The organism is Candidatus Nitrososphaera sp. 86-2, from assembly GCF_056726185.1.
Genome location: NZ_JBWZON010000001.1, coordinates 918,648 through 941,914, shown reverse-complemented (window position 1 = coordinate 941,914; position 23,267 = coordinate 918,648). Strand labels below are relative to the sequence as shown.

The following is a 23,267-nucleotide window of genomic DNA, read 5'->3' as shown; positions in this document are numbered from 1 at the left end:
CTCGTGTTTGGGTCAGAAAATCATTAAAATTTTGCATCTGCACTATTCATATCAGGCGCGTGCCAGCATCGCGCCTGAGCAAGTGCGAACAAAAACCCCGATGCCCCTACTTGCCGCTGGCAGTTATGGTAGGTAGGGGCGCATGATAATTAAATCTTCTACTAATCCATCTAAAATGACTCTGACTATAATGGGTGCCAGCCGCCGTGATGCCTGGCAGACATGTATGTCAAGTTCGTGATTTCCTGCGCAATCCTTCCGGGATAGCGTAATGACTCATAAAGTTAAGGTAATTGCTAAATCTGGAGCTAAATTTTAAGTAATTTGCTTGGTTAAGTGAATAGTTGTTCAATGTGAACAATGAGTGTCTGTTGTAGAAGTGGTGGATAACCATGAGAAAAAGCAACGTTGATGCGCCACACATTGACGAATTTGACGCAAAGCTGCTCAGCCTTTTGACATCGCAGACTAGCTATTCGAGCAAAGACCTTGCTGCCAAACTGGACAAGCCACTGAGCACCGTCCAGAGGAGGATAAGGATACTCTTTCAAAACGGCTACATCAAGAAAAAATACGAAGTCGACTATTTGAAACTGGGCTGCCGAAAAGGGCTATTGGATATCTGCCTCAAAGACAACGACATTGAATGCGTAGCAAAAAAAATACTAAAGATAAGCGGCGTGATACTGGTGTCGGTGCCTCTGGGCCACTCTGATCTGTCTGTGTCTTTTGTCTACAAGACAAACGACGAGGTCTTGCGATTCATCCGGCAGATAAAGAAATTGCCCGAAGTGCAACGCGTGACTTGGACGGAGGAAGTCTTTAGTTTGCCTGCTACCCAGCCTGTGCTGATAGAGTGCCTGTGCAATGCCGTCTAGGCGCTGCGTGCAATGCAAAAGCTGTTTTCTGTGCTCCGGACCGTGATGCCCTGCTGCGTATATGAGAAGCTCTGCATCTTTTTCTTGCCGCTGTTCCTAGCTTGGCTAGCCGCGTGTGCGTCTACAATACAGACGCGTCTTTAACTGCGGACTATTTGCCTGTTGGGCCTGTACTCGCGCATTTCAGACCCGCAGTACACACACCGGTACACGTCGACCTGCTGGCCAGAACCCCTGTCGTACCTTGTGGAAAAGGCAAGCTCGCGGCTGCAATGGGCACACTTCATGAAACCTGTCTTTGCAAACTTGTATAAAAGCAAGACTGACCCATGTTTGCTCAGTTTCCAATGGCTTTTTTAGTTTAGCATGATTTTCAAAAAGCGTGATATCAGACACCTTAGGGGCAGAGCTCGTACGGCTTGCAAGGCTGGCCGTGGAAAGATACGTGGCCGAGTCCGTGGTGATAGAGAAGCCTGCAGCAGAGCTTCCAAAATCCGGAGTCTTTGTCACGTTAAGCCGCCCAACGGAAGAAGGTGAGGAGCTGCGCGGCTGCATCGGCTTTCCACTGCCGTACAAGGAACTGCACCAGTCTGTCATCGAGGCCGCGATTGCCGCAGCTACAGAAGACTCGCGCTTTGCGCCTGTCGACGGCAGCGAGCTTGAGCACTTGGTGTTTGAGGTGAGTGTGCTGACTGCGCCGGAGGAAATAATAACGGCAAGCCCTGTCGGGCGCAAAGAGCGCATCGTAATCGGGCGCGACGGGCTCTTGTTAAAGTGGAGGCACGGCTCGGGCCTGCTCTTGCCGCAGGTGCCAGTCGAGCTTGGCTGGGACGTCGACGAATACCTGGCAAACATCTGTTACAAGGCCGGGGCGCCGTCAGACGCTTGGCTCGACCCCTCCTCAAGGCTCTTTACGTTCCAGACGCAGGTGTTCAAGGAGGAAAAACCCGGGGGAAACGTGGTCCGGGTTGCCAACGACAATAATAACAAATAATATCGCCAGCTCATCCATGCATTTCTGTAGAGTTAGTTGGGCAAGGCGTATCTTGCGCCGTACGGCGTTGGGCTTGGTCATGCAAGCCGGATGGTCATGGTGGCAGACCACCTGCAGAGAAGCAACGTTCAGGTGCGCTTTTCCTCGTTTGGCGAGGCCGTAAAATACGTCTCTATGAGGGGCTACCAGTGCGTCAACGCCCCGCCTGTCGAGTTTGCATGGAGCGTCGAAGGCGGCTTTTCCGTAAAGCAGAGCATCGCCAACATCCCCATCTGGTTTACAAATCTGGCGCGGCAGGTGAACCATGAAACGCGCAACATGACGATGTACAGCCCAGACGTCATCCTGTCAGACTCGCGCCTTTCGCCGCTCTTTGCGGCAAAGCTTCTCGGGATTCCTTCCATAGTGCTCCTGAACCAGGTGAAGCTCTTGCTGTCGCCGAGGCTGAGGGAATTCAGAATCTCGCGGCTGTTCGAGGCTATGGTGGGCGAGTTCCTTGGCTCGATGTGGAACTTGGCCGACAGGATACTCGTCCCAGATTTGCCGCCCCCCTACACGATAGCTGCGCACAACGTGTGGTGCGTCGGCTCGGCAGCGCGCAAGCTAGAGTACATCGGCTTTACTGCGCCCAAACCCCTTGTCACAGAAGGGCAGGTGGCAAAGGTGGCGTCAGACCTCAAGATAGACAGGTCAAGGCCCGTCGCGTTTGTGCACGTCAGCGGGCCGATGGAGACGCGCATGCCGCTCATCAGGCTTGCACTTGAAGCGACCCGTCATGCAGACAATAAAAGCAAGGGCATCCAGTTCATCTTCTCAGAGGGCCGTCCGCACGGCAGCATCGAGCCGAAAAGGATAGAGTCTGGCTGGTATTACGAATGGTGCCCTGTCCGTGACGAGGTGTTTGCCCTGAGCGACCTCGTGGTGATGCGCGGAGGTCACACCGCGCTTTCGCAGGCCATACAGTTTGGCAAGCCCGTCGTGACCATACCGATAGAAAACCACGGCGAGCAGCTGGGCAACTCTGAAAAGATTGCCAAGCTTGGCGCAGGCGTAATGGTCCACCCGAAAAAGCTAAAGCCGGAGAAAATCACGGCAGCAATGGAACAGGTGCTCTCAGACCCGGCATACAGAAAGAGCGTCCTTGAATTGAAAAAGATGACCGAGTCGCTAGACGGAATCGATAATGTCGTGAAGGTAGTTAGGTCCTACCTCTAGGCTGAGGCGCCTCGGATTTTCCGACACCGTCTTTAGTTTCATGAACTCTCGGCGCGTGACCTTTTCTGCCCTTTCTTCCGACGCGCCCATTTCTGAAAACATCATCGGCGCAAGAAGGACTTTGCCGGCGTCATGGACTTCTTTTGTGGCCATTTCTATGAACCATTGTGGGTGCGTGGCAAGCGACAGCGGCAGGACAACGTACCTGCTTCCCTTCATCCCGGCAAGCGTCCTTGCAGCAACTAGGTCGAGCTGGAGCGTTTTTGCCTTGCCGCCCTTTGCGCGTACCTTTGCTATCGCAATTTTCTGCTTTTTTGCTCCTGTCTTTTCAGCCAGCGACCTCGCAAGCTTGGCGTTTCTGCAAAGGTCATCTTCGTCGCTGTACAGGAGCAATGGTTCTGGCAAAGAAAACCCAGCCCTGCAGGCCGCGACGCAGGAGGCAAGCGACAGAGGGCCTGTCAGCGTGCACGACGCCATCCCAAGCGAGCCGGCGAGCGCTCCGCCTGCACCCTCGTACTCCCTGAGGGCTACAAATGCCCTCCTTCCCTTGCCCACGTACGCTGCTATTGTTTTTGCTCCTGCTTCGTCCTCGCTTCTTGCAGGGCTTGAAACGCCGGCAAGCTCTGCGGCAAGCGCGCCAGTGGCTGCAAACTCTAAATCTCTCGCGGCAAAGTCACGGGCTTGGGTGAGGCTGACCTTAACGAAAAAGCTCTGGCCCTGCAGGACGGTCCGCTTGCCTGCCTGTACTATTGCCTTTAATATCGGGGAAAACTGACTTTCGCATTCTATTGCTACAGACGCCTTTGCGACGCCAAACATGCCTGCGATTTCTTGGACACGCGTAGTCTCTAGCACGACGAGGCCGTCTTGTGCCCTTGCAGCGCCAAATATTTGCAGCGCCCCTGCAAGCTCTTTTGCGCTTGTCATTGGCGAGGGGTGGACTAGTACGAGCAACGGCAAGAAGAGCTATCTAACAGGTAATTAATGATGATGTCGTAAAAGAAAGATAAAAAGGGCGTAAAGCCCTGAGTTTGTTTTTTTACCAGTGGTGCTTTTCGTCCGGAATCAGGCCGATCTGCTCACGTTCAAAGTACCTTTCCAATTCCTGAGCCCACTTTTCCTTTGCAGAGCCACCGCCAAGACCCTTCCTTCTGAGCCAGAAGGCGATCACGCCAAGCAGGAACACTGCAAACAGCATGGTTCCGAAGATGTAGACCATGACGTCATAGAACAGCGGGTCGTAGTTCGGACCGATCTGCCCAAGTAGACTTCCGAGACTTCCTAAGAAGTTCATTAGCATAGTCCAGAGAGTACAATGATATATACATTTTGGTTGCCGTGAAAACCTTTGCAAAACAAAGAGAAGAGACTTGTGTGAAAAGAGCTTTTAGTTAGAATAGTAGGATGAAGATAAAAATAAACAAAAAGAGAGGAGGTAAGGGACGTTTAGCTTGGAGGTGTTGCGCCTCTTCCCTTGAAGAAGAACGCTGCAGCTACTCCGCCAAAGATTGCGGCCAGGACGCCGATGTATACCCAGGTCTCGTTTCCTGAGAAGTAGTTAGTTCCTGAACCCTTGTCCTTATTGTTTACGTTGTCCTGTACTGCTATGATCTTTCTCTTTGCGAGAATTGCGTTCTCGGTGCACTCGGACTTGTCGATGCCAAGAGTCTGGCATTCTTGAAGCTGTGCTGGGGTTGCACCTGCCACCGGGCTGCCACCGACACCATACTGGGCGTGGGCAACCGGCAACACCGATACAGCCGTTGCAGAGAAGAGTACAGCCAATACAGATAGAGCCACTACGATTGGCTTGTTCATACTATCCTACCCATTAGAATTCGAATATTTAACCTTTATGAGCCGACCGGTGAACGGCGTCATGCAAGCCGATTTTCGTTTTTTGCGCTCAAAAACGTGCAAGTAACATTTAAGAAACGCATGGCAGAAGCTGTAAACAACATGGCACGAATTCACGTTCATATACTTTTGGATGAGCGTGAACTTGATTTTTGAGTTAGGCTAGCGCACCTTACTCCATAAACGTGAAGTATCTTTTACAGAAGGAACGCTTAACGATAAAGCGGAGGAGGAAAGCTGTGCGGCGGGCACAATGTTCGTGGTTATTTAGTCAGACTCCTTAGTTCACGTTTGATAACATCGAAAATGGAATCTCTATCCTCTATTTTCTTGGATCCTGTTTTTTCATGGATTTGGTAATTGGCACGTGTACCTTGGCGTGAGTAAGTTGAAGTATGCTGATATGTATTGCTCTTGTTTCCAAATGCAGCTGCAAGTGCATCCTTCCATGCACTTTCAAATGCTTCCCTAGCTAGCTGAACATCTGTATGAGTGCGGTAGATATCAATGGTCTCACCATTTTCCCACATGCCAGCTCTTGTCAGATTGGCAGAACCCATTACAGCATATTCATCATCAATTATGTACATCTTGGAGTGTTCAAATGACATCCTGTGACTAATCACGAGTGTCTTGAGGGTATCCAGTTTTTCTTTTCTTTTCACCTCTGCAAAAAATTCTCTTATGCGGAAATCTGATTCGACAATTTTATCTGAAGTCAATACCTTTACTAAAACTCCTCTTGCTGCTAGACCTGTGATTTTTCTTGCATATTCTGAGGAGATATAAGGCGAGCAAATCAGTGCCAACCGCCGGGCTCCAAACAGTTGCTCAACGACATGACGACCCGATTCGTTGGTCCTCTCTATGGGCATAAAATAGTGCTGAATGTTCATGTTGTCTATAAAAGACGGTGGCTCACTAATCGGGCATTATTCTAGATGGCGGCTACTTTCCTAGGTCACGCTGATGTATTTGTCTCCCGACTGGAGTCGAGGCGCCAGCGCCCTCATTTCACTAATCGGTCCGATTCTCAAAATGACATAGAGGATCCACAATTATCGGGAAGAACGGAGATTTGAACTGCTTTCATAAATTCTCATAACCTCAACATGTATAGGCTGAGACTTGCGCAGTTATGCCATATCTGCAAAACCTAATAGCTCCACAGGCGATCGTAATTTGCTGGTCAAGTTAGGCATAAAGCCAGAGCTCTTGAAAGATCTAGACGACAAACAAATTGCAGAACTCCTTGCGGCATTGCTTTACACAAAAGTAAAGATGGAAAGCAGTGCGTAATTCTCCTGAATAATTGAAAGACGAACTTCCCTTAGCAACCTAGTGTTTAGTTTGGCTATTCCCTTTGCTTACAACCTGAACCGGCTCTTGGCGTGGAAGCTTTTTGCTCTTTGGAATGAGAGTGCGCCAAGCTTCTTCATAGCTTTCAAGAAAACGAATGCCTTTCTCACTGGTACTGTAAACTCTCTCGGCGGACGCATACACTAGCAACTCATTTTCGATAAGCAAGTCTAGGTACTCATTAAGCTGCCTCATTGCTGTGCGGGAGCTGTACATTATTCTGGTCTTGATTGCGCCGTCTTTGGCTGCTGCAAGAATATCTGCACAAATGTCCACCCTGCTTCTAAATTTCATATTTTTTCTCCTGCATTCCTTTTCGAGCTTTTCTGTGTGTTATTGTGTGTGTGAGTTCCACGAGCCAGAATAACCACATATCAGGATAATAGCATAGCTATCTATCAGATACCTTCAATATAGCTAGGTTATACACCAAAATGACAGAAAACATTACCTCTTGTGTCACATAATGAAAACTCAAATAGATCATTCCTCTTCCCTGTTCGCCTATGGAAAAAGAAATTTGCCAAAATTGCAAAGGGACTGGAGCTGTCACTATTGGCTACAAAACCGTCGTTTGCAAGACATGCGAGGGGAATGGGAAAATAAAAGCCAATTCTATAACGGATTATTTTGGCTAGAGAAACCATTACTTTCCTACATTAGTGGCGTCCGTACTGGTAGATAGACCCACTCTACTATTGTTGTGCAATAGTATCGGTCTGTATTCGGAGCCTATGAACCCTCTCGAAAATAACATTCCTGATGGCAGACGGCGCAGTAGTGAACATTGCTCATTCCTTCAACTGGTGCATGTCTTGATACTAGATGCTCACAGACTTCACATGACATGGTTGCTGAATTAGCGACGTTGGGTGGTCTATTCGCTTCCATTTTCACGCTAGAAAGGGCTATCTTGCTTTAATCCATTCCTGTCCTACAGTACTGGCTTCGAAGCTGTAAAAAACACTTTTTCTTATGCACGCATAAGAATAAGATAAAAGTATACAGCTTTTCTATTTCAGAAATGTCATGTATATAATATCGGTAAATGTGCCCTATCCTGTTCTTTCATTTGCACATTCTTATTCGCTATTCCGAGCTAGCTACTCTGCATTTATTTTTCATTATATATGGATGAACTACGGCACACAAAACACTGTTTGAGATGCGGACTTGATAAACCCGCAAGTGATTTTTACCAATCATGTAGGTGCCGATGTAAACAATGTCTGTTGGAAGTTAGGCACAAGTGGATTGCAGCCAATCCGGTTAGCGCTCGTGTGGCAATTAGATCTGCCAACAAGACTTATCGGCAAAAGAAGACAGGGCCGTATCTTACAGCACAGAGGCGGTACACTAGGAAAAAATATCCTTTGGAACGTACTTCTGAACGCCCCTACCGTCCCAGACATTCCATGCCTCAAGAGGAATGGGCTGATGGCAAGGCTAGACAATAAACATCTCCTAGCCATAGCTCCATATAGTGCCCCGCAGTTCGCAAGAAAACTATTCAAATAAAGCAATTTGTGCATGTATGTTTACTACTCTATTTTCCATGTTTTGAGACAGCATTATATATTATGATTAAAAGGCGCATACACAAACAATTCTGTTTGTCCCTGTGCCCATCGGGGTGTGTTTTTGATATCTCTAATGCTTTACCGAACGCACAAACGTTGCGTAAATTAGAATTGATATGAACTCCAATATTTTCCATTTGCATTCATGTAATTAAGGGCAAAAGCCCTGTTACGGTACTCTTCTCTGGCTTTCATTTCGCACTTATTATTTTGATTCCTAGTTTCGTAAATCAGATTATATTATTTTATAGTAATGGACGACAATGCTTTAATCGAATGCACCAAATGCAGGCAAATGCTGCCGCTGGAAAACTTTGTAACAAGTACACGGCACTTTTCGCACTATTGCGGAAAGTGCGCTTCTGATCTTTCTATGGACTGGCAGCGACGTCATCCTGAGAGAAGAAGACAAATTCAAAATGCATACTATCAGAGGAAACGTGCCATTCGGCCGGATATAGTGTAAATGCAGGTTCAGTAGCTCAGGATGCTGGTAGGCGTCAGCGATTGGGTAGCCACGATTCAGATGATTTGCGACTACATACCGATCATAATCTAGATTGTTCCCGTCTCGCTCCCTTGAGTAGTTGTAGTAACCTAGTCCTATCCTTACGCCTTCGAGTGTACCCAACTTTGCTTTTAGATCCTCCTGTGCAATTTGAAACGCTTGAACTTAGGATATGTTTGGTTGCACAGGAATAACGGCCGGATAGTTTATGCTCCAGTTTTTCTTGTTTGGTAGGTCAGTCAAAAAGAGTAGAGAGCCCAAGGCGGCAAATGTAAGGATCATCACGATGAGAGATGAGCGCCCTGCCACAAGTGAAAATATTGTGTTGTTGTACTTGAGGCTTTATCCAAATGGCAAAAAATCTTACTGTATACCGCATTTGTGACCGCATGGCAGTTATTATAACAATCTTCTATAATATGCTGTCAGGCGCTTGCCAAGGCGCTTGATTACCGAATCTTGTGCCAGCCCTCGCCGGGCTTGTCGTTTTCCCCGGCGAGGGCGACTTAAGTCTAGACTCGGTAGAGCCTTACATTGGCAAACATGCTCTGAGCTATGTCTGTTAATGACCATCTAATTGTTATCACAAGAATCCGTAGTTGTTGCTGCCGGGTGGACCCCAAGTCGCCCGGCAATCTGTTTATCCTCGCCGGGAATGGCTAGTTCTCGGCGAGGACGTAACTGCCAGATCGGAAAGTCATTTATGGTATAATGCCGAAATTAACGAATGAGAGCGACCAACAACTTCTACAGAGGTGGAGTTGCAACACGCAAAGCAATCGGACACACCTTATTCAATAGTCTCCATAGTTGGGGACGGATGATAAAGTTTGAATTGTATATGCTTTTGCGGTGGTGACTGATGCTAGGCCCTCCCTGCCATACAGTAATCTCTTCGATGTATTAAGACGGACGAACGTCCGGCCATGTCTGAAAATGTCGTAAAGGTGTACTTGAGTATTTGTCCTAGCGGCTAGCCTTACGCACTAGATTCAAGATAGCTTGGCGGGTTGTTGCACACCTTGAATTGCCTAAAGATTTTCTCTGCATTCTCCGGCTGCATCCTAATCGTGTCTCTCATAAGGACCTGTACTTGGCGGAGTGAATAGTAGTAATCTCCCCGCCTAAACCATACTTGGCCCTTTAATGAGAACAATTCATGAATTCGCAATGCCATCACATCACATTTCAGATAAGTTTCTGTGATTGAACTGGGTTCTTTATCCCTTATAGGTGCTACGGCTGACGTCAGAACCGGATAAGACTGCTAATGAGAAAGTCATTTCTATGATAATTGGGCAAAGGAAGTATCGGGCGTCATGAACAGAGCTTATGTGCGCCTGAAACGTCAAGCCATGACATATTAGCCCCTACTGCCTTGTTCATACTCTGTATTTCACAGTAGGGGCTTTTCTGATATGTGCCTACAAATTGCATTTTGTAAGAAAAATGGTACGTTTAGATCATATCGGTTGTATCAAATGCATATTTGACAGTATCTTGTGCGCACAAAACACTTCTACAACAATCCCATACCACCCTCGTCAGATGAATCATAAAGATCACACCTGATCGACTTACACTCGCACACCGTAGCACGCTGAGCTGTCATCCCACGACCCTAGCCGGCCTTGGCCGTTTCCGCCGGCGAGGGCAAACGACTCAGCGGCTTCAACGTAGATTAATATTAATAGAATCAACGTGAGCAAGTAGCCTTGCATAACTATCTTTCGCATGTCGCATTGTTGTCTTTGCTTGTCCTTGTACTGACAGGACTGCTATCTTTGTTATCAATTCAATCATCGAATACAGATATCTCGACAAATAATACCTCAAGTCTGATAAGGGATGCATACGCACAAATCTCTCCGGATGGGCGAGATAGCGTTAGCAATTCTTCTTCAGTTACTGAGCCGGGACGCCTTAGTGCAGGAGTATATCTTATCAACGTAGGAAAGGTAGACCTCCAAGCGGGCTCTTATGATTTGGACTTTTACTTCTGGCTCGCTTCAGCATCCAACTCTACGGAAGATTTTACACAACAAAAACCTGCATTTGATTTCATGAACTCTATGAATGCTAAGATAGAACCTAGTCGAATTGAGCCACACTATTACGAAGTGAGAGTGAAAGGCACTTTCTTAAAGAACATGGATTTTAGGAACTACCCCTTCGACACCCAAGAAGTGACTGTGGAGGTGGAAGGGTTTGAGACAGTTGACAAACTGGTATTTGTTCCAGATACAACAAGCGGGTATGACAGTCTTGTAAATGTGCCGGGGTGGAATCTTGGAAAGACTGAGCAGAATGTAATAGTCCATCATTATCCCGACCAAAGTTTTTCAAGATATGTCTTTTCATTTGACATCCAGCGAGCTGAGCTTTCCGCATTTCTAAAGACAATTTTTCCTGTAATTATCATCACGACGATAGCGATGTTGGCGTTCTGGATGAGCCCCACAAATTTTACATCAAGGATCGGTCTGGCTGCATCAACTTTGTTAGCGGCAGTCGCAGCACACTTGGCTGCGGCAAATCAGCTACCGCCTATAGGCTATCTGACTCTCATGGATAAGGTTATGATTGTTGCATATGCGCTGTTTCTGAACAACCTCGTGTCTATGGTGCTGCAGATGCGATTAGTGGACCACAAGAAGGAGGAGCAGGCGGCAAAAGTCAATGCGAAGATGCGTAAGTTAATGCCAGTAATCGTTGGCATCATATTGGTAGTGTTGGTCCCGTTTGACTTGAGACTAGTGTAAAATAGTCGCATATTTAGATAATATCAATACAAGTACTCAAAGCAAGACTAACGAAGAAAGGCAGGGCGGGCAGTCCCAATCATTCTGCATGTAATAGCAAGGCCTCATGTCTCTCGTTTTCTAGGCGCAGGCCATAGCTCGCTTCAAAAACGTGATATCGTACAGACTTTCACAGTCGTTACATTTCCAAATTACAGTCCTTCCACTATCGTCATTGAGTTCGGAGATGAGTTCTGTCAGACATTGCGGACACGTTACCATAGATTATCTTGCTTTGATCGAATAAATGAGATACTGTTACAACGGCCGACTATGGTTGCGGCTGCGCATCCAGTCACGCGAGCCAAGGCAGGATTTGCCGTTGCCGAGCGGGACTTACACTTAGCACGCTGTCATTTCGGTGGAGATATGACCAAAACACCTGTTAGCAACAAAGCCGCTAGCAATGCTGCTGCAAGCCCAATTACTGAAGCTACAAAGATTTTCCATCGCCTCACAGCTAAATAGTGTGAACTGCGGATTAGAGTATATCGGCAATTAGAGTAAACCGGTACGAATAGCACGACACGATAATGGCCATGCAACGCTATTTGCATGGCAAGATATTGAGGCATTAGCGTAGAAGTAAAAATATTGTGTTATTTTCCTAAAAGTGACATATTATGTTAGAAACATATTTCTAGAATTTTGACAATCTACCCGTATGCGGACTAACAACCAAACAAGATTTTACAACTTAACGACACACCCGACATCGCTCAGGTGAGATCGGTGTCTACAGATACCCTTCTAACAGAAATAATGAAGGTGGGTAAGGAAGTGATCTCCGCACTCTTCATCGAAGACGGACAGCTCAAAACTTGGAGGGGCCGGCAGGGTGTGATGTTGCCCCCCCGAGGACAAAATCAAAGATTTGCTATTCCAGCGAGTTTTGATAAATTCGCTTCTGAATCTTAGAAAAGAGTACGTTGGGAAAATGCATTTTAGCCTGACTCGGCATGACCTGCAGGACGTGCTGCACTTTAGCTGGACAATCGCAAATAAGGAGATCATCGTGTTGGTTTCTTTATTCAAATCACCTAACCCCTTTACAATTATCGAAAAGCTCCAAAGTTTGATTCTCCACTGGAGATCAAATTACGAGATTTAGACTCCTTTTGTTCAATATCTCGATTTCCGTTGGGGATAAGACTAGCGCCCGAATCCAGACCTCTCTTTTTTATTACGTGAACAGTATGTCACACAAACAAAGTCGATTCCATACCGTTAGACTTCGTACTGAATTATACCAAGAGCTCAAAGCAAGAGCTCCGAGTCCTTATGCTAGCATGAGCGACATTGTGTATCAGGTCCTTCATTCCAAAGAGGGCAAGAGCTAGAATGACTGGGATTGACGATGCCTATAAGAAATATCAACAGGTCAATTTGCAAAAGCAAGCTGAGGCTATTCGTACCGGTCAGTCACAAACCATAACTTCAAACGATATTGGTCCTATACGTTCTGAGTCTGCAAGTGATCGAGAGGCTGCAATGAAAGATGAAGCCACTCGCAAGATTGCGACAAATGCCTACGTGCGGGCACAAAATGACGCAATGGCTGAAGCCCTCAGCACGGGCAAGCCTGTTGAGCTGACGCAGTCTCGTGTTGCCGCTGCAAAAGAGAAAGTTTTGGACAGTTACACGACGTCACGCACCCCAGACATAACGATCATCGGACCCGGCGGGAAGAATGTGATCCCCGGCACTCGCACTATAAGCGTGCCGGTCGGTGAGAATGAGGCTCGCTCCAAAGCCCTCAATGCCGCTTATAGCGACTATCAGCGGCAGAATCTTGGACTTCAAAAAAAGTATCTCGATCAGCGGGCGAATACTGCACAGGGTGCGAAGAACAATCCTGCCGTCACATACACTAAACACTATACTGTCGCTCTGGAAGATAGGCTTAGTGGCGGACCTTACAACTATTCTGTAAATCTCAATGACAGTCTGAGCGCCAACAAACAAGAGACCCAGGAGCAAAAGAAGCCGGCGAACCCGATTGACGATTTGTACGCCGGCACAATCGGTGCAGTCGGCCAGTTTCTATCGGGCGGCATGAGGGCGTTTTATGAAAAGATCGGTTACAAAGACGTGGGTGAAAGGGGCGCAAGGCATTTTGAGGATTTGCTTGGCATCGACAGAAAGAATCCATCTGTTGGTGCTGGTGGTTTGATTATCGGAGCTGGCACCGGTGCGCTTGCCACAGCTAGCGGTGATAGCGAAAGGGCCAAGAAAGAACAGGAAAATGTAGAGTATGCCAAGCAATATGCGACCGAGCATCCCATTGGTTTTGCTGCTGCGACGGCAATCGACGTACTGCCGGCAATATTTGGCGCACGATTAGGTAAGGGTGGATCAGTTGAACCTACTCTACCAAAGCCTGCATCCTCTAAATTCATTCAACGAGCATTTGCAGATGAGGCTCCTCTATCATCAAAGCCGGCTGAGCCTCCTGTCGATAACGTCTCGTTTGTTGAGATCAAACCAATAGCATCAAAGCCAATTGGAAGCACATCGTTTGAGAACAATCCAGTTATTCTAAGCGGTGGCCTCGTAAAGAATATCGAGATACCTGCAACAGCCAAGCCGTTTACAAACGAGAGCATAAACCTTGGAACTGGCAGTGGTAGGTTGACACAAATTCCTCCCTTTGAGAACGTTACGGTCGATCTCGGCAAATCATCCTCGACAGGACTAGGGAGTGGATTAACTGGAGGCGGCGGAAAACCTTCTACCGGGACAGGTCCAAAGTTTACTCCGACACAAAACATAAAGCCCGAGGACTTTGGATTTAAAGAGTCAAAAGGCAGCGACGGGACGGTCACATTGCAAAAGCTGGAGGACCTCACGACTGTTGCAAAACCAAAACCTCAAGAAACAAAAGTGCAACCAAAAGCGAGCCCTGCGGAAAATATTCCACAGCAATCAGACAAGCTGCGGAATCTCTTAGGTATACCGACTACCACGGCGAAGCCAAAGCCTCGAATATCAAAGAGCAAGCCGGCAGACGTTGCCGCACTGCAGTCTTTGATCAATCCGGTAATTCAAACCACTGGCCAGAAACGCAAACAGAAGGTCCAAGAGAAAACAGAGACTGTGCAACTTCTACAAGCGCAGGAAGCAACAACATCTACATCGCAACAGGCTCAGGACCTTGGCATATCTCTTGCTGTTCGGCAAACGGCACTGATGGATATTCAGAGCCGTGCCAAGACGAAGCAGAAAAGCACAATGTCAGGCTTTTCGCAAACAGGCCAGCGGCAAAATACTGCGCCAACACTCGACGTCCTGCGCATTCCGGGACAAGGAAGCCGAGTGACAACCAAAACTATACCGACATTCACGCCGGGGCAAGTTACCGACATAATCAGGATGCCGCCGCCGGGCAAACCTCCAACAAGAGTGCCGCCTCCGCCTTCTCCACCTAATATCAAACTGCCGCCTCCTCCTAAATTAGGTGATGGCTCCTTTGGGCTATTGAGTATGAGGCGGCCGAGAAAGATTGCCAGCGACGTTGACAAGCTCGGAGTAGCCAACCCATTCTATACGCCGCTGTCGATCGCTGTCAAGCCTACCAAAGGCGCAGTGAAAAGACACGGTTCGGGCGGCATCTTCACAGGCGGCGGGAAAGTCGGAGATTCTGAGTTCTTGGGAATCGGCTCCTTTGAAAAAGAGGGTAGAAGAGGCGGAAAAGGTAGGAAGAAAAAGGAAAGATTTACGCTGTTCTAATGGCACTGCCCTTCTTCTTTGCTTGACTCCTTCTTCTTAGGCCCAAGATAGCAAGCACAGCCGTAATTCCTAGCCACCAGCCACCTATTTCGATGGCTACCGCAATGGGCATGACGGCAGGGTTGTCAACTGGAGGACCGAAGAGTCCCCATCCGATGAACCATAGGCCAGCGGCTACGAAGTGCTTAGAGCCCGGTTCTTTAAGCCATGTTATGATTTTGTTCACTTTTCTGTCTACCTCAAAAAATGCTATACCATCCACAGTGACGCCGGGTCCTGTTTAAGGCAATAGTGCTTCTCCGGAAGGCGACAGTTGACGCAAAAAGACAGCCCGCAGTAGCGACAGTGATAGGCAGTTTGTGCTATCTTATTGCAGTCTTTGTTTTGGCATTCACGGTTCCAGATCAAGGGACGATTGATCACGACTAGTGTGCGACCTCCTTTTCACACTCATCGCATAGTGACTTTATCCAACTATTCATCGACTGTCCGATTTCACGATTCAGCTTGGCTAAGTAATGCCTGTTCTCTATCGTTAACATGTAGCCCTTGTCTCTCGGCTTTGATCTTATACGATAATGGCAACACGGGCATGCTAGCATTCCGCTGGTCATTTGCAGTAAGGAATCTTTGTGGATATTAATCCCGCATGTTGCGCAAAACACATGCGGTATACGAGGCTCCTTGCTGGAACGGATGTTCGGTCGTTCGCAGATGTTACGGCAGCCCAAGTTATGCACTGACCTCCTTTTTGCCAATAACGCTCACAAGCCTCCCAACCAAGGCACCCAATCCTGCGCTCGATGCCACGAGCAACGGCAGCGATATCGTGTGCGCATTCAAAGTGGCTCCCGACCAGCCAGCCAAAAACAAAAGGCCGCCGGTACAAATCACGCCGGCAATGCGGTCAGAGGTGGAAAAGCGGGCCAACTACAGGACAGCCTCCCTTGCTTCCTTGCGTGCTTGACGAATGCCGATGTCAAAACCAATCACGATGCCGATGGACAGAATCCCAATGGTCATCATAGAGATTCCCAACCACGAGTTCGACGCTGCGCTGCCTAGCGCTGCTGCCAGCATTCCGCCCGTTACCATTCCTACACCGATCATGCGTGTTTTCATGTTTGCGTTGTTTGTTGCGTTATTCATATTACAGGATACCGTAATCCAGTATATAAGATCAGCTAAGCTAACTAGCTTACGTAATACAGTTATCGATATGTATGCTTATATACAAGATTGGGAAATTACGATATTATGTTAAGTCCTACGGAAGAAAAGTTTCTAAAGGACCTGCGGAAGGGAGATGTCAAAGCTTATTCGGATGGTTATCGCAAGACATTGAAGAGCAGGATTCTAAAGAAACGGGGCATAATGACGGAGCAGGTACTGTTGATTAACTCTGTGCTGAATGCCTTGCAAAAGTTGTAAAATGGGAGGGATTTGCCCTCCGTTTTTGCGCTTACCGGTTTGGTTCACTTATTAATTTGGCTAGCTCGCTTGCATGGTTCGCTCCTTTTTCTGGCTTGCCATCTTCTGTGGATGCGTTATGATATTAAAGGCTAGTTTTGGATGAAGGCTTAGACAGTTGCCGTATTGTGACCACCTTATTGGTATCTACCAATCTTTAGGTAGTTAGCCTCTAATCCTTAAATACAACATGCGGAACTTATATATAAATGGTACTACCCTTAAATATCATAATTCTTTTTTTATTATAGTATGGCTATAAGCGAAGACGTGACGACGGTGGCTATAACCAAAGCCACCAACGAGCGACTTAGGCAGTTGAAGGCATATGGCGATAGTTATGACCATGTGATCAATAGACTGCTCCAGCGGTACACGGAATCTGAGGTAAATGATGAGATGGCGGGAGTCACCGTGATCAACGGTGCAGAGCAGAGGACTGAATAAAAGAAATGAGCGGTCAGGTCCCAGAAGCCAATCCAAGAACCGACGACTACCAGAATAAAAAGGTCAATGATATAAAAGGTAAATGCAACCTGAAAGTCTCTGAGGAAATTATCAGCAAGTATTGGATAGTAGGCGAGAACGATGAAGAAGATAAGATGACGCCAGAGCTGGAAAAAATGAGTAAGCTGTTCGATAAGGTACAATACGTCGTAAAATTTAGACTTCTTAGATATGGGAAGGTAGATTCTTCACTACCTGAGATCGACATAGAAAGGTTTGAGGATTATGGCTTCAAGTCCGAAGATGAGTTCAATGATCTGATGTACTTTATCCTACATAACAATCTGGATATTGGCATACAAGCCGGAAATGGGCAGTTCATCGTAAAGGTCCCGTCTTCTCTCAATCCAGAAGTCAAACTCAAGGAGTGGCTATCTGAGCATCATAATGTAGTGGAAGACCAATACGTTTCCTTATCACTCCTCCAAACAGTTGCGTTTACCGATCGACACAAGAATTTAGTCTTTGTTTTCAAATGCGACAAGAACTTCAGAAAGCCTTCTAAACAGTTTGAAAACGGAGTTCAGTTCTTGACATCTGGAGAAGTGGTGATCCCGAAAGATAGAGTGTATTTCCCCGGTTGGAGAGGAACAGAATTAGTCCAATTAGTAGACACAGACGAGTTCTATACTCATAGAAACTACCAACTTCAAGTAACAGGGATCTTCAAAGGAAGGGGAGAAGTAGACTCATTGCTTCTACAAGAATTAACGGATGAGATCTTTTTCTACAAAGATGAGGCGGGTACTCCATTGGCAGTAATTGACAACCATGCATACGACATTGATCATGAGAGAGTACGAGACGAGATCTTCCTAAAATTCTACAATAGGACAGGCCGGCATCCTAACAGCACAAAGATAAAGTCGGTGGTTGGGGCGGCCCAGATACTCACTCGATATGAAGGAAAGACTATTGCCGACGCTCCATTCATCAGAGATATAGCACCTTCCAACAAAAATGCAGACCTAATACAACAATTAGCGGAAATACTAAAGATGATGCGACAGCAAGGCCCACGTATTGAGATGAAGGCCTTGGCAGAGACAACAGGAATAGATGGCCGTGTATTAGGCAGAAAGATGAAAGACCCGAAGATCAGGGAAGAACTCAAGCAAGCCGGCATAAACTACAGCATAGATAGGCTGGCTGGCAAGAACGTCTCCGTAATAGACATGAAACTCGTAGATGGGGTATGGACATCAGACGCCGAAGCAGCTTAGAATCGTGTGGAGTCAAACTCTGACTCCACATGCTTTTCTCTAATTCCTTGTGTGGAGTCAACTGTTGACTCCACAGTTTTTGTTTGTTCTGGTGAATAATTAGTTCCTATACTATGGTCTATCCTGCATGGGGTGTGGAGTCAGTGGACTCACCGATTTTTGACTCCACAGCAAAATCGGCTGTTTTTGAGCGTAAATCTTCTGTTTTGTGGAGTGTGGAGTCAGTGGACTCACTTTTTCATATCCTTTCTATACCTATAGGGAATGAAAAAAGATAGAATAGAAAGAAGAGAAAAAGAAAGAAAGGATTTAGGAGAGAACTCGTAATTTTGACTCCACAAACTCCACACTCCACAGAAGCTCTAATTCAAGCACGGTTTTGCCCTAATTAGATGTGGAGTCAGATTTTGCGTTATTCCACACTCCGCAGAAAAGCTTTAGTCTAATCTCCAGCCGCAACATTTGCCTAAATTGCCACTCTATAACAGTGTTATTAGTTCAAAATTATAGAGAAGATTTAAAGATTCCTACTAATTACCCGTCAATTAATGGGTATCAATTCCGCAATCGGAAAAGGTGCTCTCGGAACCACCGCAGCCTTGATTCTTGCACTGACTATCTTCAGTGTAGGGGTATCAAGGGTTGCAACAGAGATGACAGGATGGATAGGTCTACTGATCTTCGGCCTCCTTGCCATCTTTGGAATAAAGGTACTAGGATCTCGTGTCCTAGGTAGCTTTTCGTTCCGCTGAGCACAAAATGCAAACAGCCTGACTGTGCGTTAGGTCTAAGCCAGACCATGACGGCAGTCAGGCCTTTTTTGAATAGCAGGCGTAAGACTGAAGTTCAAAGATTGATGGCAATAATTTACTCCCCCTAGTCTCCCTGAGTGAGGCTCGGAGGGCTTTAACCAACCAACCCACCAACCAACCAACTTAATATGCTAGTGCGGTTAACTGTTGTCATCAAATGAGGGATGGGTGCTACTGGCACTTATCGGGCAATAAGACTGCCCCGCCTTACGACGTGCGACTTTCGTGACAGGAGCGGGCAAACCCATCCCTCATGACTTACATTCTAGGCGGAGTATATAATGTCCGGTGAACCTAACTGTCTAGATTATTGCTTGCATGTTATGGTTTTGCCATTGTTTTGGTGCTGCCGGAGCTCATCCTATCATTAACACTCAGAACGAAAGCCGTGCTTGCCCATTGTCGCCCCACTGCGGTTCTGGCCTACCGCCTAGTAGTACATTCCCCTAATGTACCACAATTCTCTAAAACCATAAAGTCATTCACTAAGTTACAAACAATCAACCAACCTACCGACGTGCCTTTCCATATCCCCGCACGCTCGACAAGTGTAGTTGCGGTGTAGAGCAAGTCCTCTGTTCATTAGGTCCCAAAAGCCCCATCTGGGTTGGGGCGAGTAGGGCCTTTTCGATCACTCTCCGTATCACCAAACGTCAGAATGGCAGCAATGCCTGCCTCTCAAAAAAGATTTAAAGTTGAATCGTTGAAAATCATTATGGCCACCTCTGGCTCTGGAAAAAGCATTAGCAAGACCTTCAGACTTGCAGATGATATGAACAGCCAGTTGGATGAGGAGTCACGAATGAAAGGTGTAACCGTGAATACTCTTGTAAACCAAATTCTAAAGTCTCACATGGAATACCACACATTCTCTTCCAAGGCGGGGATGATATCAATGCCGAAAGCGCTAATGGTACGCATAATGGATAGGTTGACTGAGCAGGAAGTGAAAGAACTTTCCTGCTACATTGCCCAGAATGATCTACAGGATACTATCCTGCTTATGTTTGGAGAATACAACGCAAGCTCCATTATCGGATTTATTGAAGCATGGGCAAAGATTGGAGGTTTTGCAGTACGCCATCACGTAAAGGGAATTGAAAGCGGTATTACGAAGCACTCGCTGGTATTACAACATGATATGGGCGAAAGATGGTCGCTCTTTTTCGCCGAATTGTTCAAGTCTGCTCTGATTACTGCGGCTGATAATGTAAAGTTCCAAAGTACCAATAATTCCTTGATTTTTGAGTACGATGATCGCTAGACAATCTTAGCTAACGGCATTGTGGTTATACCTCTCCCTCTCCTCCGAGACCTAGCAATAGCTGCTTGGTCGGTGCCAGTCCCAGACGATCAGAATTAGCATATCGAACATTGCGAAGCCCAATATTCGTTGAAGCTTAGGACTCTCTTCAGTTAATATAGGTCCACAATTTTGATAAACTGCTAGTCGGGATAACCTGTAAGTGATTTTGATGGCAACAAAACACACACAAAGTGATTCGACATGGGATTATTACCAATTGACAAAGTATGGCGCTAACAAGGAATTTATTGAAAGCCTGCATCCCACCCAAGCTAAGGAACTCGTGAAAAACATTCTTTATGCAATTGAACGGTCCAAATCTGACCGAGATGATGGATTCTAGTTAGGGCTATAGCCGTCTGTCCAATTATCGCATAAACGAGTATCGAGACTGCTTAAAGTTCCGATCACGTTTGATGAGCGTGTCTCCCGAACGAGGGCCACTTCAAGCCTTTCGAGATTCATGTTATACTAACTAATGGTTTTCCTCAAAATATTGCCGAGGAAAGTTCGTCGTTTCTTGGGCTCAAGAGAAGTTTGCGATTTTGCTTCTTCTTTAGCATCTCTGCCGTTGCACTTGTATTTGGGACCATTATCTATTTTGTCCGAGTCATCTTTCTCGCCCTCAACACTATCATTGTTTGCCAGATGATATGCTAGAAGTGACATGATTATGCCCAAGTCCCAAATACTGACGTCTCTGAGGGACTTGTCAAAAGTTGAAATGATATCGCTCCATCCATCTGATGATTCGCCTTTAGATGGAGAGGTGTCTAGCATGTGTGTGACATGAATCATAAAGCTCTTTGTAAATACCGGCTCTTTGTCAACCAATTCAACAGCACCCGCAATAATTAACTTGCAGATGGCAGGATTTACTTCCACATTAGCTTATCTTAGAAGTTTCTATAACACGAAGGCGACCATTTCTGTTTAATAAAATGGTACTTTTGCTCGTTTGAAAATTGTATAATCTGATCCTTGGAGCAGGATTTGAGAAGAAGCAATTGCAGGACCAAGTGCTCTCCGTTTTCTTATGTCGAGCAAGGCGGTTAGCCTCTTCCGCCCCTGCTCGTCTTCTGTAGTTTGCCGGGCCCTCCCGCCTTTTTGATCGTTCTATTTCTAAATATGTAGAATCCAGAGTCGGTAGATACTCTTTAGAATTGGTTTTCCGCCAAATTATTTCGGGACTCTCGTGGACGAACTTTCTCTTGAATCACTAGTTAAATCTGATGAGGATATCCTGATTGCCGCGCTGCTTGAAGCAGACGAGCCCGTAGATTGGTACGTTAGAGAAGGCACGCCAGTTCCTAACGAGCAAGCATGGAGACAGCTGGCATTCAGGGCACAGATGGTCACCTCAATGACAGAAAGTGCAAGAGACTACTTGGGAGATCTTGAATATGTGAACGCCGGCTACAAGTTTGGACAGGTGTTCCTTATTCCAACAGGCGTGCAGAAGGTCTTGTGTCTAGTCGTCAAATCAGGCAAGCAGAAAATTAGTTTAGTAGAGAATATTCAACAGCGTATTCCAAAGATGGACTAGCAAACGAAATGTCTTCTGGGACTTTGTGTTTTAACACTGATTGAACCTATTCCAAGGTATGGCCAAAGATGGACTCTAACAGATACTTACGGAAATATTACTTCTAACTATGACCTTCTTTTTTAACACAATCGCCGTTCATGAGTATGCCCGTAGCACGGTGATGTATCTTGCAAAATCTCCTCTTTTCGAATACTGCATTCCAATGCTTTCGGGACAGGTCTCGGCTAACGATTTTGCAAGAAGGACGAAACCCATTTGTCCTAACAACTCTAGAAAGGCGGTTTCAAATAATTCCGGCTTGTACATTATTGCTTCACGTATTTCTATCGTCTCGCCAAAGTAGTCGCCAATTATTTTAGACATAACTACATCGTATGCCTCTCTACCTAATGTTGCCCTGATATTTTGCAGCATGCCGTCAACTAGGACGCTGATATTGGTTTGAAACATAGCAATATACCCGAATATAGTAAAAAACTTCAGCAAATTTAAGAATATTGGTACAGCATTAGCTATCGTGAAATATAGTCCAATCCTATACTCAAAAAACCGTGCCTCTCGCAGGCGTCCGGTGTACTGAGGAAAGACTCGTTTCATTCAGTCATCTATTTCCTACCTTCAAGGTCCTAACTCGACTAAATCCAGTCCGCTTAGAGCTGGCTGGCAAAAACAATAGCCGTCTGCGAGGAAAAGATCCGACAATCTCCTCAAGATGTGTCTGATACATGAAGAATCATTTATTTCATAAATGCAAAAGTTTCGCATGATATCATCATCCATAGACTCAAGACGCAAAAGAGATCTCCTTTACGAGCGCCTTCGGTCTCTTGGTGTGAATGTCGCTGCAGTCGAGAAGGCAGACCTGACAATTGAAGAGCTGTCGGAGTTGGTAGAGCGGCTAGAGAAACTTGTGAGGGAATCGAAAGAATCGTAGCCGATTCTCCTTTTTTATCATAGCAGAGAGAGTTCGCTGCTTCCCCTCTTTGCCCATTTGTATCGGCATCACGTCCCGTCCTTTGGGGCCCGGCCATATCGAGCCGGGCTTCGCTCTCTTTCCCAAACTTTCTGAACGGCGACCGTGCCCACTATTTCTTACCCTGCAGCTGACCTTCAGGCTCTAGCGTCCCGGAATGGCGAATCGGAATGACGATATTAGCATATTTCTTGACGATCCCTTCCCGTGCACTTCTTCCTATTCGCTCATAATTTTCTAATAATATTTGCATGTATTCCTCCAAGGCCATCTTGACGAATATTTCGAGTTCAAGGCACATACAGCTACTCAGATCACGAATCAAGTTGACTTGCTCCTTTGTCAGACCTATCTCCGCCATGTCATTGCAAAGCTTTGAGGATATGTGTTGTTGTATAATTGTGGTCATATGTTATAACATGTGATAACATGTTATAAAGTCTAAATCACCCTGAAGAGAGGGAGGGGTTGGACAATCACCTGTATGTGAAAACAATGTTCGAATT

The 23,267-nt window shown here is 46.4% G+C and carries 23 protein-coding genes; 10 read left to right on the top strand and 13 right to left on the bottom strand.

Features of this window, described 5'->3' with window-relative positions; translation table 11 throughout:
• The first annotated feature begins 392 nt into the window (after positions 1–392).
• A complete protein-coding gene (locus tag ACYOR7_RS05720) occupies positions 393–878 on the top strand; it encodes an Lrp/AsnC family transcriptional regulator (protein WP_294806584.1) in 486 nt (161 codons plus the stop codon).
• A gap of 140 nt (positions 879–1,018) precedes the next feature.
• Here the strand turns inward: ACYOR7_RS05720 and ACYOR7_RS05715 are convergent, their stop codons facing one another.
• Positions 1,019–1,165: a hypothetical protein gene (locus ACYOR7_RS05715; RefSeq protein ID WP_294806586.1), complete on the bottom strand. Its 147-nt coding sequence runs from the start codon at positions 1,163–1,165 to the stop codon at positions 1,019–1,021.
• A gap of 95 nt (positions 1,166–1,260) precedes the next feature.
• Here ACYOR7_RS05715 and ACYOR7_RS05710 point away from each other — a divergent pair, with 95 nt between their 5' ends.
• Both ACYOR7_RS05710 and ACYOR7_RS05705 read left to right on the top strand, forming a co-directional pair.
• Positions 1,261–1,872 (top strand): TIGR00296 family protein, encoded by a 612-nt coding sequence (locus ACYOR7_RS05710; protein ID WP_294806589.1) that lies wholly within the window; start codon positions 1,261–1,263, stop codon positions 1,870–1,872.
• Positions 1,873–1,908: 36 nt separating this feature from the next.
• Positions 1,909–3,087, top strand: coding sequence for a glycosyltransferase (locus ACYOR7_RS05705; protein WP_294806592.1), 1,179 nt, complete (start codon positions 1,909–1,911; stop codon positions 3,085–3,087).
• Here ACYOR7_RS05705 and ACYOR7_RS05700 read toward each other — a convergent pair.
• The 5 genes from ACYOR7_RS05700 to sso10a all read right to left on the bottom strand — a co-directional run bounded on the left by ACYOR7_RS05700 (position 3,040) and on the right by sso10a (position 6,597).
• On the bottom strand, positions 3,040–4,041 hold the full coding sequence (locus ACYOR7_RS05700) for a hypothetical protein (RefSeq protein WP_294806595.1): 1,002 nt from the start codon (positions 4,039–4,041) through the stop codon (positions 3,040–3,042). The genes ACYOR7_RS05705 and ACYOR7_RS05700 overlap by 48 nt on opposite strands.
• A gap of 85 nt (positions 4,042–4,126) precedes the next feature.
• On the bottom strand, positions 4,127–4,381 hold the full coding sequence (locus ACYOR7_RS05695; RefSeq protein ID WP_294806598.1) for a hypothetical protein: 255 nt from the start codon (positions 4,379–4,381) through the stop codon (positions 4,127–4,129).
• 152 nt (positions 4,382–4,533) lie between these two features.
• Positions 4,534–4,905, bottom strand: a complete 372-nt coding sequence (locus ACYOR7_RS05690; RefSeq protein ID WP_294806602.1) for a hypothetical protein — start codon at positions 4,903–4,905, stop codon at positions 4,534–4,536.
• Positions 4,906–5,207: 302 nt separating this feature from the next.
• Positions 5,208–5,819, bottom strand: coding sequence for a phospholipase D family protein (locus ACYOR7_RS05685; RefSeq protein WP_479913364.1), 612 nt, complete (start codon positions 5,817–5,819; stop codon positions 5,208–5,210).
• A 463-nt stretch (positions 5,820–6,282) separates the two neighbouring features.
• Positions 6,283–6,597 (bottom strand): Sso10a family chromatin protein, encoded by a 315-nt coding sequence (gene sso10a, locus ACYOR7_RS05680; protein ID WP_479913363.1) that lies wholly within the window; start codon positions 6,595–6,597, stop codon positions 6,283–6,285.
• A 3,545-nt stretch (positions 6,598–10,142) separates the two neighbouring features.
• On the opposite strand from sso10a, the gene ACYOR7_RS05675 reads away from it, so the two are divergent.
• Both ACYOR7_RS05675 and ACYOR7_RS05670 read left to right on the top strand, forming a co-directional pair.
• Positions 10,143–11,153, top strand: a complete 1,011-nt coding sequence (locus ACYOR7_RS05675; protein ID WP_479913362.1) for a ligand-gated ion channel — start codon at positions 10,143–10,145, stop codon at positions 11,151–11,153.
• Positions 11,154–12,533: 1,380 nt separating this feature from the next.
• Positions 12,534–14,921, top strand: coding sequence for a hypothetical protein (locus ACYOR7_RS05670; RefSeq protein ID WP_479913361.1), 2,388 nt, complete (start codon positions 12,534–12,536; stop codon positions 14,919–14,921).
• Here the strand turns inward: ACYOR7_RS05670 and ACYOR7_RS05665 are convergent.
• From ACYOR7_RS05665 to ACYOR7_RS05650, 4 genes are all read right to left on the bottom strand, one after another.
• Positions 14,908–15,183 (bottom strand): hypothetical protein, encoded by a 276-nt coding sequence (locus ACYOR7_RS05665; protein ID WP_479913360.1) that lies wholly within the window; start codon positions 15,181–15,183, stop codon positions 14,908–14,910. The genes ACYOR7_RS05670 and ACYOR7_RS05665 overlap by 14 nt on opposite strands.
• Positions 15,171–15,344, bottom strand: coding sequence for an AN1-type zinc finger domain-containing protein (locus tag ACYOR7_RS05660; RefSeq protein WP_479913359.1), 174 nt, complete (start codon positions 15,342–15,344; stop codon positions 15,171–15,173). Before ACYOR7_RS05660 ends, ACYOR7_RS05665 begins: the two co-directional genes overlap by 13 nt.
• 309 nt (positions 15,345–15,653) lie before the next feature.
• A complete protein-coding gene (locus ACYOR7_RS05655; protein ID WP_479913358.1) occupies positions 15,654–15,851 on the bottom strand; it encodes a hypothetical protein in 198 nt (65 codons plus the stop codon).
• A complete protein-coding gene (locus tag ACYOR7_RS05650) occupies positions 15,852–16,070 on the bottom strand; it encodes a hypothetical protein (RefSeq protein ID WP_479913357.1) in 219 nt (72 codons plus the stop codon). It abuts the gene before it with no gap.
• Between the two features lie 108 nt (positions 16,071–16,178).
• Between ACYOR7_RS05650 and ACYOR7_RS05645 the strand changes: the two genes are divergently transcribed.
• The 4 genes from ACYOR7_RS05645 to ACYOR7_RS05630 all read left to right on the top strand — a co-directional run bounded on the left by ACYOR7_RS05645 (position 16,179) and on the right by ACYOR7_RS05630 (position 20,197).
• Positions 16,179–16,352 carry a hypothetical protein gene (locus tag ACYOR7_RS05645; RefSeq protein WP_479913356.1) on the top strand — a complete coding sequence of 58 codons (174 nt, stop codon included), beginning with the start codon at positions 16,179–16,181 and terminating at the stop codon, positions 16,350–16,352.
• A gap of 291 nt (positions 16,353–16,643) precedes the next feature.
• Positions 16,644–16,838 carry a DUF7557 family protein gene (locus ACYOR7_RS05640; RefSeq protein WP_479913355.1) on the top strand — a complete coding sequence of 65 codons (195 nt, stop codon included), beginning with the start codon at positions 16,644–16,646 and terminating at the stop codon, positions 16,836–16,838.
• Positions 16,839–16,843: 5 nt separating this feature from the next.
• Positions 16,844–18,121 (top strand): hypothetical protein, encoded by a 1,278-nt coding sequence (locus tag ACYOR7_RS05635; protein WP_479913354.1) that lies wholly within the window; start codon positions 16,844–16,846, stop codon positions 18,119–18,121.
• 1,470 nt (positions 18,122–19,591) lie between these two features.
• On the top strand, positions 19,592–20,197 hold the full coding sequence (locus ACYOR7_RS05630) for a hypothetical protein (RefSeq protein WP_479913353.1): 606 nt from the start codon (positions 19,592–19,594) through the stop codon (positions 20,195–20,197).
• A gap of 513 nt (positions 20,198–20,710) precedes the next feature.
• On the opposite strand, the gene ACYOR7_RS05625 is transcribed toward ACYOR7_RS05630, so the two are convergent.
• Positions 20,711–21,124 carry a hypothetical protein gene (locus tag ACYOR7_RS05625; RefSeq protein ID WP_479913352.1) on the bottom strand — a complete coding sequence of 138 codons (414 nt, stop codon included), beginning with the start codon at positions 21,122–21,124 and terminating at the stop codon, positions 20,711–20,713.
• A 310-nt stretch (positions 21,125–21,434) separates the two neighbouring features.
• On the opposite strand from ACYOR7_RS05625, the gene ACYOR7_RS05620 reads away from it, so the two are divergent.
• Complete coding sequence (locus ACYOR7_RS05620; RefSeq protein ID WP_479913351.1) at positions 21,435–21,785, top strand: hypothetical protein; 351 nt, start codon at positions 21,435–21,437, stop codon at positions 21,783–21,785.
• 138 nt (positions 21,786–21,923) lie between these two features.
• On the opposite strand, the gene ACYOR7_RS05615 is transcribed toward ACYOR7_RS05620, so the two are convergent.
• The gene (locus tag ACYOR7_RS05615; RefSeq protein WP_479914451.1) at positions 21,924–22,238 is read right to left on the bottom strand and encodes a hypothetical protein; all 315 of its coding nucleotides are present in this window, start codon (positions 22,236–22,238) and stop codon (positions 21,924–21,926) included.
• Positions 22,239–22,873: 635 nt separating this feature from the next.
• Positions 22,874–23,170: a hypothetical protein gene (locus tag ACYOR7_RS05610; protein WP_479913350.1), complete on the bottom strand. Its 297-nt coding sequence runs from the start codon at positions 23,168–23,170 to the stop codon at positions 22,874–22,876.
• Between the last annotated feature and the right edge of the window lie 97 nt (positions 23,171–23,267).

Coding starts and splice junctions, on each gene's coding strand:
- ACYOR7_RS05720 (WP_294806584.1), top strand. CDS start 393: ATGAGAAAAAGCAACGTTGATGCGCCACACATTGACGAATTTGACGCA.
- ACYOR7_RS05715 (WP_294806586.1), bottom strand. CDS start 1,165: ATGAAGTGTGCCCATTGCAGCCGCGAGCTTGCCTTTTCCACAAGGTAC.
- ACYOR7_RS05695 (WP_294806598.1), bottom strand. CDS start 4,381: ATGAACTTCTTAGGAAGTCTCGGAAGTCTACTTGGGCAGATCGGTCCG.
- ACYOR7_RS05690 (WP_294806602.1), bottom strand. CDS start 4,905: ATGAACAAGCCAATCGTAGTGGCTCTATCTGTATTGGCTGTACTCTTC.
- ACYOR7_RS05685 (WP_479913364.1), bottom strand. CDS start 5,819: ATGCCCATAGAGAGGACCAACGAATCGGGTCGTCATGTCGTTGAGCAA.
- sso10a (WP_479913363.1), bottom strand. CDS start 6,597: ATGAAATTTAGAAGCAGGGTGGACATTTGTGCAGATATTCTTGCAGCA.
- ACYOR7_RS05670 (WP_479913361.1), top strand. CDS start 12,534: ATGACTGGGATTGACGATGCCTATAAGAAATATCAACAGGTCAATTTG.
- ACYOR7_RS05650 (WP_479913357.1), bottom strand. CDS start 16,070: ATGAATAACGCAACAAACAACGCAAACATGAAAACACGCATGATCGGT.
- ACYOR7_RS05645 (WP_479913356.1), top strand. CDS start 16,179: ATGTTAAGTCCTACGGAAGAAAAGTTTCTAAAGGACCTGCGGAAGGGA.
- ACYOR7_RS05640 (WP_479913355.1), top strand. CDS start 16,644: ATGGCTATAAGCGAAGACGTGACGACGGTGGCTATAACCAAAGCCACC.
- ACYOR7_RS05635 (WP_479913354.1), top strand. CDS start 16,844: ATGAGCGGTCAGGTCCCAGAAGCCAATCCAAGAACCGACGACTACCAG.
- ACYOR7_RS05630 (WP_479913353.1), top strand. CDS start 19,592: ATGGCAGCAATGCCTGCCTCTCAAAAAAGATTTAAAGTTGAATCGTTG.
- ACYOR7_RS05615 (WP_479914451.1), bottom strand. CDS start 22,238: ATGTTTCAAACCAATATCAGCGTCCTAGTTGACGGCATGCTGCAAAAT.
- ACYOR7_RS05610 (WP_479913350.1), bottom strand. CDS start 23,170: ATGACCACAATTATACAACAACACATATCCTCAAAGCTTTGCAATGAC.